10 protein-coding genes are annotated in these 13,975 nt (G+C 46.7%); 4 read left to right on the top strand and 6 right to left on the bottom strand.

Going from position 1 to position 13,975, the window contains the following annotated elements:
* The first annotated feature begins 420 nt into the window (after nt 1-420).
* Nucleotides 421-1,467: a DUF3626 domain-containing protein gene (locus tag KO533_RS10015; protein ID WP_219253949.1), complete on the top strand. Its 1,047-nt coding sequence runs from the start codon at nt 421-423 to the stop codon at nt 1,465-1,467.
* Nucleotides 1,468-1,604: 137 nt separating this feature from the next.
* On the opposite strand, the gene KO533_RS10020 is transcribed toward KO533_RS10015, so the two are convergent.
* Nucleotides 1,605-2,123, bottom strand: a complete 519-nt coding sequence (locus KO533_RS10020) for a prepilin-type N-terminal cleavage/methylation domain-containing protein (protein WP_113939039.1) — start codon at nt 2,121-2,123, stop codon at nt 1,605-1,607.
* Nucleotides 2,124-2,402: 279 nt separating this feature from the next.
* On the opposite strand from KO533_RS10020, the gene cydD reads away from it, so the two are divergent.
* From cydD to cyaB, 3 genes are all read left to right on the top strand, one after another.
* Entirely contained in the window at nt 2,403-4,355 is a 1,953-nt protein-coding gene (gene cydD, locus KO533_RS10025) for a cysteine/glutathione ABC transporter permease/ATP-binding protein CydD (RefSeq protein WP_219253951.1), read from the top strand.
* Nucleotides 4,352-6,103, top strand: coding sequence for a cysteine/glutathione ABC transporter ATP-binding protein/permease CydC (gene cydC, locus KO533_RS10030; protein ID WP_219253952.1), 1,752 nt, complete (start codon nt 4,352-4,354; stop codon nt 6,101-6,103). The genes cydD and cydC overlap by 4 nt, the downstream gene beginning before the upstream one ends.
* Nucleotides 6,104-6,208: 105 nt before the next feature.
* Entirely contained in the window at nt 6,209-6,796 is a 588-nt protein-coding gene (cyaB, locus tag KO533_RS10035) for a class IV adenylate cyclase (RefSeq protein ID WP_219253954.1), read from the top strand.
* 319 nt (nt 6,797-7,115) lie between these two features.
* On the opposite strand, the gene KO533_RS10040 is transcribed toward cyaB, so the two are convergent.
* From KO533_RS10040 to KO533_RS10060, 5 genes are all read right to left on the bottom strand, one after another.
* Nucleotides 7,116-7,292 carry a helix-turn-helix domain-containing protein gene (locus tag KO533_RS10040; protein ID WP_006082937.1) on the bottom strand — a complete coding sequence of 59 codons (177 nt, stop codon included), beginning with the start codon at nt 7,290-7,292 and terminating at the stop codon, nt 7,116-7,118.
* 92 nt (nt 7,293-7,384) lie between these two features.
* A complete protein-coding gene (locus tag KO533_RS10045; protein ID WP_131524297.1) occupies nt 7,385-8,128 on the bottom strand; it encodes a DUF599 domain-containing protein in 744 nt (247 codons plus the stop codon).
* A gap of 308 nt (nt 8,129-8,436) precedes the next feature.
* Nucleotides 8,437-11,631, bottom strand: coding sequence for a bifunctional proline dehydrogenase/L-glutamate gamma-semialdehyde dehydrogenase PutA (putA, locus tag KO533_RS10050; protein ID WP_219253956.1), 3,195 nt, complete (start codon nt 11,629-11,631; stop codon nt 8,437-8,439).
* A 257-nt stretch (nt 11,632-11,888) separates the two neighbouring features.
* Nucleotides 11,889-12,440 carry a TIGR04211 family SH3 domain-containing protein gene (locus KO533_RS10055; protein WP_113939030.1) on the bottom strand — a complete coding sequence of 184 codons (552 nt, stop codon included), beginning with the start codon at nt 12,438-12,440 and terminating at the stop codon, nt 11,889-11,891.
* A 224-nt stretch (nt 12,441-12,664) separates the two neighbouring features.
* Nucleotides 12,665-13,954, bottom strand: coding sequence for an inorganic phosphate transporter (locus KO533_RS10060; RefSeq protein WP_028761838.1), 1,290 nt, complete (start codon nt 13,952-13,954; stop codon nt 12,665-12,667).
* Nucleotides 13,955-13,975: the final 21 nt, after the last annotated feature.

A 13,975-nucleotide genomic window follows, 5' to 3' on the forward strand; every position in this document is an offset into this window, starting at 1 on the left:
TTATGGAAGTTAATTGATTTCAAGGAATAAGATGACTATTAAGCTTAGTTCATAATATCAATTGAAGTCATAGGCATTTTTTATCTAGAGTTAGAATGAGTTAGCGGTAGATCACGCTACAATAATGAGAGTGGTATAAACTAAAGTCGATTGGAGTAGAATTAATCAATGACTCAATTGGTTTAGCTATCTGTGCAGTTCGTGATTGATGTTATTCGCTGAATTTTTAACAATGAACCGAGCGAAAGAATTATTGAGTGTTTTCACGGTTACGTTTAACTGAGTCATTCATGTTTAACTTAGTCATTTAGATGGAGTGGCTTAAGAGCAGTTCTCTGCATGCTTGCGATTTATCTCACGTTTATTTTAGGATGAGGCATTGTGGGAACGGTTAAACGCCTCTCATTTATAGGTGGAATTATGACAGCGATACAGCATATTGAACGCCTTGCACGAGGACGCAGTGAACAAGCCGTCGCTGTGATTAAAAATGTGCAGCAGATGTCAAATATCCCCATGCATGAGATGCAACTCGCGCTTAAACAATTGCTCAACTGTGGCCGAATTGCGCTGCATTTTCACCCCGATAGAATCGACAGCCGTGGTATGACTGTTGCCGAAGGTTTACTGCGCGATGGTCAATACCGTAGCCAGTTTGAGACGCATATTTCCAATGGTCAGTTGTCACCTGAGTTAGGTGGCCCACGGGATCATTGGGAAAATCAGCTTTTTGGGGATGTATACAAGGGCACTAAATCTCGGCCTAAATACGGTGCACTCGATCTGGGGATGTGGCAAGACGGTCCCGCCCCACGTTTTGGTAGCTGCTATTTTTTGACTCATACAAGTGCGATGGCGCGCTCAACCTTTAGTTATCTCGACTCGTATCGTAATCCGAAAGAGAAAGGCACGCTGTCATGTTTCGATGATATTTTAGCGGCGCTGCTGACTGAGAGTTTTGAGCGTCACTATGCCTTAGGCAAATCCGACTTTAAGCCGCTGAATGTGATCCATTATTTGGGGCATCAGCTCAATGCTTCCTTGCTGTCACGTTTCGAGCGGCCGCTATCGAATAATCTTGATCATTATATCGAGGCGCAGATCCATGGTGATGTTTCCCTCGATGAAGATATCGCCATGCTGGTGGCGGACCCCAGTTTTAAGGGTACTGATATTGGCGCAAGCTTAAGTAAAATTTGCGATAAATATGATATTGAGCTGCAATATCATGATGGCTTTAGTCTGCATACGGCGCAGATCCCCAGTGATTTCCGTGGGCCAACTATGCCATCGCTGGCTAATCGGATTGCCATAGAAGACAGAGTTGATGCCCATGCCATAGGCGTGGCGGCGCGGGATTTATACCATTCCCCCCTGCATTGGCGTGAGCGCGGTAATCGTGCACAAGTCGCCCATGAACTTAAGTTGCTCTGGCATGTGCTAGTGAAATACGGTGGAGTGCAATAAGCGCGAACTCTTTAAAAATGCTTAATTGTAAACGTAAGCATTAACAACTAAATGAGTTTAGGGCGTAAATAAAACAGCGAGATAACATCAGGTTAACTCGCTGTTTTTTTCTATAGATATTTTATCGTTAAGGTCGCTTAGCAACCGGTGTCGACTTTTTTATAAGTGGGAACGCCCGTTGTCTCCCATTTATAGTCGATATAGCAATTTGTCGCTTCGACTTGCGCTTCTGTGGGCGTGGCAAGGTTCAGTTTTTGTTTTGGTGTGGCGATAACTTCATAGGTGCCGTTGGTGGTGTAAATTCGATAGGACCACTCATTCACATTTAGCCCTGCCGCTTTAAAAATTTCTGGCGGAGTCGTGTAAGCTGTACTTGGCGTTATACCGCTGGTACTGGCAGCCCAAGGCTGATAGTTTTCGCCACGGATTTCGTCGTAAACGACTCTATTCGTGGTGCCGCTGTTAGCAATTTCCGACTTTGCCTTGAATAAAGTGACGGCGGATTTCATCGAAGCCAGTGCACCTGAGAGCTGACTCTTATAGGCATCTGATTGTAAATTAATGAATTTAGGTGCAGCTACTACGGCTAATACGCCAAGAATAATAATAACCACAACGAGTTCAATCAGGGTGAAACCAGCATTTTTATTTGGCATAGATAGAGGACATTCAATACAAAGAGCTTCATGCTACCTAAGTTTTTTAAATCAGGCTAGTACTAGGTAAAGTTCCGTTAACTCCTAGATTTATTTATCTTTAGCTCGTTTTTGTGAGTCCGCTAGCAAAAGTCTGTGATAGGGTTTCATCTGTTGTAGATGCCTGCGATACTGCGTCCCTATCGGAACTTTTTAGCTGTTGCAAGCCCCTTAAACTGAGTTGTTATCGATAGTCGATCCCCGCTACGAGTCGCTTAATTGTTTTCTTGTTGGAGCACCATGGATAAGTCGTTAGAAAAATCCCTTCTTGTTTGGCTTAAAGCCCAGAAAAAAGCCTGTGGCCTGTTCCTTAAATTGTCGTTATGGCTTGGGATGATAAGCGCCGTCGCTATGGTGGCACAGGCTTATATTATTGCGACGATTCTGGATGGCGTGATCATAGGGCAGCAAGTCGTACCGCTAACTGACAATGCCCAAACGATCAGTTCCAGCGTGAGTATTGATACCTATACACCTCATTTTATTGCGCTAATTGCCTTGATGTTACTGCGTGCCTTGCTGGCTTATGGGCGTGAGCGCGCCAGTTTTGAGGCGGGTAAGCGTCTACGTGGCCATATTCGCGCGGCAGTGATGGATAAGTTGACTAAGCTAGGTCCTGCATTTATTAAAGGTAAACCCGCAGGGAGTTGGGCAAGCATAGTCTTAGAGCAAGTCGAAGATTTACAAGATTTTTATGCCAGATACCTTTCGCAAATCAGCCTTGCTGGTTTTATTCCCATCCTCATTTTAGCAGCGGTATTCCCGATTAACTGGGCGGCAGGCTTAATCCTGTTACTCACAGCGCCATTAATCCCTATGTTTATGATCTTAGTTGGCATGGGCGCTGCCGATGCTAATCGCAAGAACTTCAGTGCGCTTGCAAGATTGAGCGGCCATTTTATGGATAGATTAAAAGGCTTAAGCACCTTGAAACTTTTTCACCGTGGTGATGCCGAGCTTAAGGTGATCGCGAGTGCTTCAGAAGAGTTTCGTAGCCGCACTATGTCGGTGCTACGCATGGCATTTTTAAGCTCTGCGGTCTTAGAGTTTTTTGCCGCGGTATCGATTGCAGTATTGGCAGTTTACTTTGGTTTCAGTTACTTAGGTCACTTAGATTTTGGCTATTATAGCGTCCATGCTAATATTAGCTCGAGTATAGTGCCTGAGGTGGGCGGTATTCCTTTCAGCTTATTTACTGGGCTATTTATTCTGATTTTAGCTCCTGAGTTTTATCAACCGCTGCGCGACATGGGGACTCATTACCATGCTAAGGCGCAGGCTATAGGCGCGGCAGAAGCTTTGATTACCTTGCTCGAACATCCGGAACCTGAATTTGCCGGCCACGTCCGCATCAATAGCATAGAGACGCTGAGTGCCGACAATCTTGAGGTGTTCAGTGTCGATGGCACGCGTTTACTTGGCCCGCTGAGTTTTGAGTTAAAAGAGGGTGAACGCTTAGCTTTAGTTGGTCCGAGCGGAGCGGGTAAAACCAGTTTACTCAACGCCTTATTGGGATTTTTACCCTACAAGGGCCATTTGTTGATTAATGGCCATGAGTTATCCGCATTAGACTTAGCCCATTGGCGACAGCACTTAGCTTGGCTTGGACAGGAACCGCAGTTATTTCACGGCACAGTGCGGGATAACGTGGCCTTAGCCGACCCAACTCTGCCCGACGATACGCTGTGGCACTTACTGGCTGAGGCCAATATCAGCGACTTCGTTAAGGCGCAACCACTGGGTTTAGATGCGCCGGTCGGTGAACAATCTTCCGGTTTATCCGTCGGCCAAGCTCAACGTATTGCTTTAGCAAGGGCGCTTGGGCAGCAGGCGAGTTTGTTTGTCCTCGATGAACCCACAGCTAGTTTAGATAGCCAGAGTGAGCAGGCGGTGAGTTCTGCGCTGAATCGCGCCATGGCAGGTAAGATGTGCATTATGGTGACCCACAGATTAGATCAGTTAGATCAAATGGATACTATTCTTGTGCTCGATAAAGGCTTGATAGTACAGCGGGGCGACTTTACCACTTTGTCTGACACAAACGGCTTATTCCAAACTTTACTGCGTGAAAATGTTGAGTCCGTGGCGGATATTGAACTTGTACCGTTATCGGCCAGCGCCATTGAGACGCAGCTTGATAGTGACGCGCCACTCGACAGTGCCGCCGAGTCCACTAAAGGAGATGCCCAATGAAAGTGCTGATCCCCTTTATTCGATTGTTCTCGCGTCAATGGTTGATGATGTCCGTGGGCTTGCTGCTGACCATTATTACTTTGATGGCGGGCATAGGTTTACTGTCACTTTCGGGCTGGTTTCTTTCCGCTACTGCTGTTGCAGGTTTGACGATAGTCACGGCGCAGTCCTTTAACTTTTTCACTCCTGCTGGCGGGGTACGTTTCTTATCAATTGCCCGAACCGCTAGTCGTTATGGCGAGCGTTTAGCGACCCATGAGGCAACCTTTAAGTTGTTGACTGAGCTTCGTGTTTGGGCGTGGCGTAAACTCTTGCCGCTAAGTGCTAAAAATCTGCAGGGGCTACGCCGTGGCGACATGCTCAATCGCTTAGTGGCCGATATCGATACCCTCGATCATCTTTACCTGCGACTGCTCACGCCTATGGCGGCATCCCTTCTGATGACGGGGCTCTTGTATCTGTTTCTTGCTTGGTTCGATGCCAAACTTGCTCTCAGTCTTTGCTTATTCTTAGTCGCTGTTTGGCTGGTGATGCCACTGCTATTTTATCGCCTTGGACACGCGCCAAGCCGAACTATGCTCGAAACCAAGCGTCATTATCGGGTGCAGTTGCTGGATATGTTGCAAGGCCAAGCCGAACTCAGTCTATTTGGCGCGAACGACAGATTCAGGCAAAAACTGAATGATGCGCAGACAGAGCTGTTTCGCAGCCAAAGCGCGATGGCCAATATTACTGCACTCAGCCAAGCCATGTTGATCCTCTCCACGGGCTCAGCCTTGATCATGATGCTGTATTTAGCCGCTCAAGGTGTGGGTGATGCCGTGCCGCCGGGGCCCATGTTTGCACTTATGGTGTTTGCGACTATGGCCTGCGTCGAGATGATGATGCCGATCGCGGGCGCGTTTCAGCATTTGTCAGGTTGCGTATTGGCCGCAACGCGAATTAATGAAATCACCGAACAAAAGGCCGATATTCAATTTGCTGTCGATACTGGCTTGAGGGCAAAGTCTGGCGCATTACAGATTGAAGGTATCCACTTTGGTTATCGAGACGATCAAAACGTGCTGCAAGGTTTGTCCCTTGAGATAAAAGCTGGGCAAAAAGTCGCGTTACTTGGACCAACGGGGTGCGGTAAGTCGAGCTTATTGACGCTGATTACCCGAGAATGGCAAGCGCAGCAAGGGCACATCAAGCTCGATGGTCATGCACTTTCAGAGTACAGCGAGCGCGGTCTTAGGGATGCGATTACTGTGATTAGTCAACGCATCTATTTGTTTGCAGGTACTTTGCGGGAAAACTTAGTATTAGCGCTACCTGTTATCGAAGGCGAGAAACGCACGGCCCACGACGCACGCTTGATTGATGTGTTACAGCGGGTTGGGCTTAGCGCTTTACTCACGGGTGATAAGCCGCTGGATATGTGGATTGGTGAAGGTGGACGTCAGCTTTCGGGGGGTGAGCAGCGCCGAATTGGTGTTGCTAGGGCGCTGCTGCGTGATGCGCCGCTGTTATTGCTCGATGAGCCAACAGAAGGGCTAGATAAACGCACCGAGCGGGAAATTTTAAGTTTACTGTTTGAATTTGCTCAGGATAAAACCTTGCTGATGATTAGCCATCGTTTAACGGCTATGGCGAAGATGGATCAAATTCATTTACTCGGTCAGGGGAAGATTATTGCGTCTGGTACTCACCAGAGCTTAATTGAAGACAGTGCAGAGTATCAGGCCTTGTACCAAAGACTCGCTTAAGGTTTTAGATTAAAGTTCTTTGGATTTGATTTTTGGAATTAAGACGTTGGCGCTCAATATTATAAATAGCGATATATTTTACCCATTAAAAGCGGATATGAATCTATGAACCCTGCGATGCCAGAAGCATTAGCCCCACAAATTAATGCTCATTTTAATGGTAAGTTTGAGGTCGAGCTTAAATATCGTTTATTGGATCGCCACGCTTTTTTCGCTGCCTTACAAATGAGAAATCCCGAGGTCATGCTCGAAGATAACCTTGAGCATGACTGTTACTTTGATCTGCCATCACAATCACTTAAAGGTGAGCACAAGAGCTTGTGTATCCGTGAGATGCAGCCATCGGGGATAATGCTGTGGATAGTGAAAGGGCCAGAAAAAGACCGCTGTGAAGCCGTTAATATCACTGAAGCAACAAAAGCAAAAAGTATGCTGCAGACCTTAGGCTATGAGTGTGTACTGGAAATTAAAAAGCACCGCAGTATCTATTTTCTGGGTGAATTTCATCTAACAATCGATCATATCGAAGGTTTAGGGGATTTTGCTGAACTCGCGATTATGACCAATGATGAAACCCTATTGCCTAAATATGAAGTGCAATTACAACAACTCGCCGCTGACTTAGGCCTAAGTGAAGTGCAGCGAGAGTGGTTATCCTATCGGCAGTTGCAGCAGGCTTTAAATAATAAGTAATGGTTCAATCTTTTGGATTAACAGCTTGAGACTTACATAGCTTAAAGTTTCATCGCTTAAGTTTAATGGTTTACACCGCTAGGTTTTGCCTAACCAATCCTTCGCAACAAACCGCTATGGCTCAGTTCAAATCCCTTTGAGCGTCACTGTCCATATCGCATTCACAGTCTGTTTTAACTCGCTATCGACGACTTAAACTTAAGTAGCGTACTCAAATTTGAGTATCACATTTCAATTCAAGCCACCTTTACAAATTCAAATTCAAACGGCTTACATACTGATTATTCAGTTTTATTTGCCGTGAGTAACTTGATGCGTTTTAGCCTAAGCGTTGTGAAAAGGCGAGGTAGCGTTTAACTTCCGCTTCAGGGAATTTTAATTCGTCACCATCTTGAACACTTGAGAGTAAATTCTCCCGAGCGAAGCGTTTAATGGTCGCTGGTGTTTTATCTAGCATTTTGCACACTTCATCTAAGGTTAATAAGTTATCGCTCATGGCACTCTCCCAGTAATTCAATAGAAACATAACCCAAAGAGTATAGAACAATAATTCCAATCAAGATGACGCAGCAGCCTAAACCGCCAAGGCTATGATTCTATTTTGTGGTTGCGGGCGGTTTCCCGCACTTGGCTCTCTATTTGGAGATGGCCTTTCGCTGCCGTGATCGCCAGAACGGCACGGGACTTGAATTCGCGGCGATATAAGGTTGCGACCACAAATAAGCTGGCCGAGATAAAAAGTATCGGGTGTACAAACCAGCACAATACCGCCATTGAAAAGTAATAAGCGCGTAAACCATAGTTATAGGAGTGTGCCGCTTGATCTTGCACTGTCGCCATTTGTCTTGCATAGGCTTTGAGATTGTCATTTGAGCCATCGGTGTCCAGAGGGCCCGCGCCTATCATCACGTTCACAAAGCCGTATTGGCGCATTGACCAAGTAAACTGGAAGAAAGCCATCACAAAAATGCCGACTAGTAGAGCTAACTTGACTTGCACCAGAGCATGATTCGGTGGCGTAGCAAAGGGAATCGTCGCAATAACACTTTCTAGTCGTTCAACTTGCGCAAATAAGGTTAGTACACCCGCAAGCACAAACAGCGTGGTCGAGGCAAAAAAAGCAATATTGCGTTCTAAGTTGGCCAGTAGTGCCGCATCACCCACGCGCACACCGCGGGTCATCACCTCAAGCATCCAGTAAATTCTATGCTTATGCAGACCACGGGCAATACAGTCGGTATCTCTCGCCTTGCTACGGGCAAAGGCGGTGTAGCCAGCCCAAGAAACGATAAACCACACCAATGCAGAAATATCTAACAACGAAAATGTCATAGCCACCTAATTTTAAAGTTAAAAGTAGAAATCAAAAATCATCAAGTCTAATTAGAGTGTGATTATGAGGGCTTTTATCAACGATGTGCAATCCCCTACAAGTGCTTTAAAATCAAGTCGATTAAAAATTTGAACTCGCTTGCAATAGCCCGATATTAAGGGATAGATATTTCATTCTGAGGGTTGTGAAGAAATCTCTTTGAGAGGTAAAAATTAGCCAATAAAAAAGCCAGACTCAGTCTGGCTTTTTTATTGTTATCGCGATGGCTAAAGATGCATCGCGATATTCTAAAGCAAGTTCAGTGTACTTATTCTTCGCTATCACCGAGTGACAGTAGGGTCGCATTACCACCAATAGCTGTGATGTTGTTGGTGCGAGTCTTTTCAGTCACAAAACGGGTTAAGTAGTGTGGGCCACCGGCTTTAGGACCTGTGCCTGACAGGCCTTGACCACCGAAAGGCTGTACACCCACCACAGCGCCGATTTGGTTACGGTTAATGTAGACGTTACCCACATTCACTTTGTCGGCAACTTCAAGGGCATGGCCTTCGTTACGGCTGTGGATACCTAAGGTTAAGCCAAAGCCTGTGCTGTTGATCTCGTTGATCACTTGGCTCAGTTCGGCTGCCTTGTAGCGGATCACGTGCAGGATTGGGCCAAAGTGTTCTTTTTCGAGCACTTTGATTGAGTCGATTTCCACTGCAGTTGGCGACACGAAGTGACCGTTCTCAGTGCCAGCAGGCAGCGGCATTTGCTTGATAAGCTTACCGACTTGCTTGATATGATCGATATGCGCATCTAAGTTGGCTTTGGCGGTGGCGTCAATCACTGGGCCTACGTCGGTTTTGATTGAACTCGGGTTGCCAATCACCAATTCATCCATGGCGCCTTGTAGGACTTCGATCACGCGATCGGCGATGTCTTCTTGGAGGAAGAGCACGCGCAGTGCGGAGCAGCGTTGGCCCGCGCTGGTGAATGACGATGAAACCACATCGTTAACTACTTGCTCAGGTTGAGAGGTTGAGTCCACTACCATGGCATTTTGACCGCCCGTTTCGGCGATTAATGGAATAATCGCGCCTTCGCGGTTGGCGAGTGTGCGGTTAATCAGTTTTGCCGTGCCAGTTGAACCGGTAAAGCACACGCCACCGATACGTTCATCGGCCGTAATTGCGCTACCCACAGTCGCACCAGTGCCTGGTAGGAATTGCAGCACCTCGACAGGAATACCCGCTTGATGAGCGAGTTGCACCGCACGGTAACCAATAATTGAGGTTTGCTCCGCGGGTTTTGCGATAACTGTGTTACCCGCCGCTAATGCCGCCGACACTTGACCTAAGAAGATCGCCAGTGGGAAGTTCCATGGGCTGATACACACGAACACACCGCGGCCTTGGAGGAACAGTTCGTTCAGTTCACCCGTTGGGCCTGGAAGCAGTTCAGGTTTTGCCATCATCTTCTTGGCTTGTACTGCGTAGTAACGACAGAAATCAACGGCTTCACGTACTTCGTCGATACCGTCTTGAATGCTCTTGCCCGCTTCACGGGTGCACAGGGCGATCAATTCTTCGCGGTTTTCTTCTAATAAATCGGCTAACTTTTGTAGTGCAGAGGCACGGGTTTCCACTGGTGTGCGTGCCCAAGAGGCAAATGCTGCTTCAGCAGACGCGACTGCTGCTTCGATTGCAGCTTTGTCGGCGAAGGCGACTTGACCTACGGTTTGGGTAGTGTCGTATGGGCTAACAACCGTTTTATGTTCGCCAGTTAAGGTTTTACCGTTAACCAGAGGGCCCGCTTGCCATTGGGTATTTTTAAACTGTTCTAGTGCCGCGAAAAATGGCTCAGATTCGGAAATGATGTTCATATTGAGTCCCTTGGAATTTTTGCGTTCGCTACCGAAAATATCGGCAGGTAAAACGATTCTGTTGTTAGCCAGGGTTTTATAGCCCGTCAGCGTTGTTAGCGGATGTACCACTAATGACTCTATGGGGGTTTTAGGATCCACCAGTTTGTGGACGAACGAAGTATTCGCGCCGTTTTCCAGCAGACGACGGACTAAATAGGGCAGTAGATCTTTATGGGCACCGATGGGGGCATAAATACGTACCGCTTTAGCACCGGCTTCAGCCAAAATCGTGTCGTACAGCTCTTGTCCCATGCCGTGTAAGCGTTGGAACTCATGGTTACGATCGCCCGCCATATCGGAAATTGCCGCCACGGTTTGCGCATTGTGGCTAGCAAATTGTGGGTAGATAGCACCGCGAGTCGCATCCGATAACAAGTAACGGGCGCAGGCGAGGTAAGAAACGTCAGTACCGGCTTTGCGAGTGTAGAGTGGATAAGCGGCTTCGCCAGCTTGTTGCGCCCACTTAAGTTCGCTATCCCAATAGGCGCCTTTTACCAGACGCACAGGGATTTCATCCCCTTGATCTTTCGCCAGACGCGTTAACCAAACCAGAACTGGCAGGGCACGCTTAGAGTAGGCTTGTACGACTATGCCGAGTAATCCCCAGCCTTTAGTTGCCTCTGCATTAAACAATTTTTGGAACAGTTTCAGTGATAACTCGAGGCGATCGACTTCTTCGGCATCGATAGAGATACCGATATTTAAGCCGCGTGCCAGCTTAATCAGGCGAACTACTGTGTCGTACAGTTCAGTTAAGACGCGATCTTCATTGGCCACTTCGTAACGTGGGTGCAGTGCCGATAGCTTGATGGAGATGGTTGGCCGCGGTGATTCATTTTCGTTATAGCTTTGGGCACCGAGCTCAGTTATCGCATTGGCGTAATCGGTATAGTATTTCTCGGCATCTTTGCGAGTTAACGCCGCTTCGCCCAGCATGTCGTAGGAATGGGTATAACCTAACTTACGTTTGTCTTCACTGTTCTTCAGGGCTTCTTTCATGTTGCGCCCCAGTACGAACTGCTTACCCATGATCTTCATCGCTGCCATCATGGCTTGACGGATCACAGGTTCACCCAGACGATTCACTAAGCGGCTCAATAAGTTGCTTGGGGTACCATCGAGTTTTTTATCGAGTTTAACGATTTTACCTGTGAGCATTAAGCCCCAGGTCGATGCGTTAACTAGCACTGAGTCACTCTTGCTCATGTGCTCATCCCACTTAGCGCCTGAAAGCTTATCTTCAATCAGTGCATCGGCAGTGGCCGCATCGGGAATTCGCAGTAAAGCTTCGGCTAAACACATCAGGATAATGCCTTCCTGTGTTTCTAAGCTGTACTGTTGCAGGAAGGCATCTATGCCAACCATCAAACCTTTTTTATCGAATTGACGAACTTTGTTAACCAGTTCGTGGGCACGACGAGTGACGCGCTCTATGGCTTCATCACTGGAGGGAACTAGTTGGATCAACTCTGACAAGTATTGTTCTTCATCGACAATGTAGTTGTCGCTGATCGCTTTGAACAGTTCGTCGAGATTGGCAGAATCGTAGCGGCCTGCCAGCACTTCACTCGCTTTGAACATAGTTATCGCTTCCATCTTGGCCGTTATTGGGGCGCTATTGTTGAAACAAATTGGGAGGCGCCAAACGCATTTGATATTTTGTATACAATATGAGGGTTTGCGCGCGCAGATTATACAACCAAAATGTGACGGACAACACTATAGCGTGAAAGATTGTGAAGCTTGTTTGATTAGCTTGTTAATAAGTCGATGTAACGCTTGATTGACAAAAAAGCCAGTGTTTGAAAACACTGGCTTTTGGAAGGTAAATTAAGACTTTTTGTGTGTCAGACTCACATCCAACGTTTTTTATTGCGACGTTGTGGTCTAGGTAAATACACTAAAATAATGCCTAGGATTAAGCCCATGCCTGCGATTAATCCACCTTGGCGCCAAAGTTCAAAACGTTCGTCTTGAGCTGTGCGATCTACCGCATTTTTCAGTTGATCACGTTCTTGAGTCGTTTTAGCTAGGTTGGTTTCTAACTCGCTTAGTTTAGCCTTTAATTCGAGCAGTTCGTCGGCATGATTATCCGTTGAACTTGATACTTCTGCTAACTTAGCTTTGGCCTGTGCGAGTTCAGTTGTTAACGCAGGGACTTGCTCACGGAAACTTTGAGTCGAACTGATCAAGTTGGTTTGTACCCAACCTTCACGGCCTTTATGGTCGATTATTTTGGAGTAATCACCTTGAGTTTCGTTGAGCAGTGTCACAGGTTGACCCGCTTCAATTGATCCAACAATTCGAAACTCAGTACCAGGGCCACCTAAAAGATACAGAAACACGTTATCCGAGATGTAGCGGGATTGGCCTTCGGCCAGCAGGTTGGAAGACAGCAAGATCATTCCTACCAGAGTCAGGAGTCTAAACACTTTTGTATTCTCATCAACGAAATAGTCTGCACATGCTAGGGATTTGAGGCCTGTAATGCAAGAGGGAAGTCATAGACTTCCCTCAACTTTACGGCATCCATGCTATGACCATTCCAATTTAATTCAATCTTTCCTACGACCTTCTAGTCCTAGGCGCTAATACTGCTTAATGTCAGCAACACATTTAGCGAGACTTCTTAATTAAAAATACCTTTAATCATATAGAAGAAGATGATTGATAGGCCAGCACCTGCTGGTAGGGTCACAACCCAAGATACGACGATATTACGTACCACACCAATGTTAATCGCTGCGATACCACGGGCCATACCTACACCTAATACCGCACCCACTAAGGTTTGTGTGGTAGAAATAGGTAAACCAGTGCTAGAAGCAATAACTACAGTTGTTGCCGCGGCTAATTCTGCCGCAAAACCACGACTTGGCGTTAAGTGAGTGATATTTTTTCCGATAGTTTGCATAACGCGCTGACCAAAAATCGCCAGACCCATCACAATACCTACGGCACCCAAAGGTAAAATCCACCAGACTAGAGGTGATTTCGCTGCAATCTCACCACCGCTATTGACGACAGAAACAACCGCCGCTAATGGACCAATCGCATTTGCTACATCGTTTGAACCATGGGCAAAAGCCATACAACAAGCTGTCAGGACCATCAGGATCGCAAACACTTTTTCAACGTTTTTGAACTGGGTTTGACGATCTGCTTTATCGCTCATTTGTAAGCGTGAAATGGCGATTTTACCTAAGATACCAACTACAGCGGCAACAGCACTTGCGAGTAGGTAAGACTCGGTAACTGAGAAATGCAGACCAACATGGGATAAGCCTTTCATAATCGTCATTAATGACATGATGAAACCAGCAAATGCCATATAGAAAGGTACGAAACGCTTAGCATTACTCAATGGGTCGTCAGTGTTGAAAATGAGTTTTTGAGTGCTTTGGAAGAGGATGAATGCCATAAAGCCCGAAATAGCAGGGGTTACGATCCAAGAGCCTACAATCCCGCCCACTTTATCCCATGAGACTGAATCTGCGCCAACACCCACGGCGGCGAAACCAATAATGGCACCGACGATGGAGTGAGTCGTTGATACCGGCCAGCCAAGAGCCGATGCGACGACAAGCCAAATACCTGCTGCCAACAATGATCCTATCATGCCGTAAACCAGCAATTCAGGAGTCGCAGTGAAATAGCTAGAATCAATAATACCGCTACGAATGGTATTGGTAACTTCGCCCCCAGCTAAAAATGCACCGGAAAACTCAAAGATCATTGCGATAATAATCGCTTGTTTAATTGTAATTGCGTTTGAACCTACAGAGGTTCCCATCGCATTGGCGACGTCATTCGCCCCAATACCCCATGCCATGAGAAAACCAAATGCAGCCGCAATGGCAATAAGCCACGGGCCATTGGTGACTAAGACGTTAGCCACCTCAATACCTGCATCAACCATATTGATACCTTGATAACCTTA

Source organism: Shewanella sp. NKUCC05_KAH, assembly GCF_019345585.1.
GTDB classification, from domain to species: Bacteria; Pseudomonadota; Gammaproteobacteria; order Enterobacterales; family Shewanellaceae; genus Shewanella; species Shewanella oncorhynchi.

Excerpts from the sequence above, each read along its gene's own strand:
- KO533_RS10015 (WP_219253949.1), top strand. The coding sequence starts at position 421 with ATGACAGCGATACAGCATATTGAACGCCTTGCACGAGGACGCAGTGAA.
- KO533_RS10020 (WP_113939039.1), bottom strand. The coding sequence starts at position 2,123 with ATGCCAAATAAAAATGCTGGTTTCACCCTGATTGAACTCGTTGTGGTT.
- cydD (WP_219253951.1), top strand. The coding sequence starts at position 2,403 with ATGGATAAGTCGTTAGAAAAATCCCTTCTTGTTTGGCTTAAAGCCCAG.
- cydC (WP_219253952.1), top strand. The coding sequence starts at position 4,352 with ATGAAAGTGCTGATCCCCTTTATTCGATTGTTCTCGCGTCAATGGTTG.
- cyaB (WP_219253954.1), top strand. The coding sequence starts at position 6,209 with ATGAACCCTGCGATGCCAGAAGCATTAGCCCCACAAATTAATGCTCAT.
- KO533_RS10040 (WP_006082937.1), bottom strand. The coding sequence starts at position 7,292 with ATGAGCGATAACTTATTAACCTTAGATGAAGTGTGCAAAATGCTAGAT.
- KO533_RS10045 (WP_131524297.1), bottom strand. The coding sequence starts at position 8,128 with ATGACATTTTCGTTGTTAGATATTTCTGCATTGGTGTGGTTTATCGTT.
- putA (WP_219253956.1), bottom strand. The coding sequence starts at position 11,631 with ATGGAAGCGATAACTATGTTCAAAGCGAGTGAAGTGCTGGCAGGCCGC.
- KO533_RS10055 (WP_113939030.1), bottom strand. The coding sequence starts at position 12,440 with ATGATCTTGCTGTCTTCCAACCTGCTGGCCGAAGGCCAATCCCGCTAC.
- KO533_RS10060 (WP_028761838.1), bottom strand. The coding sequence starts at position 13,954 with ATGGTTGATGCAGGTATTGAGGTGGCTAACGTCTTAGTCACCAATGGC.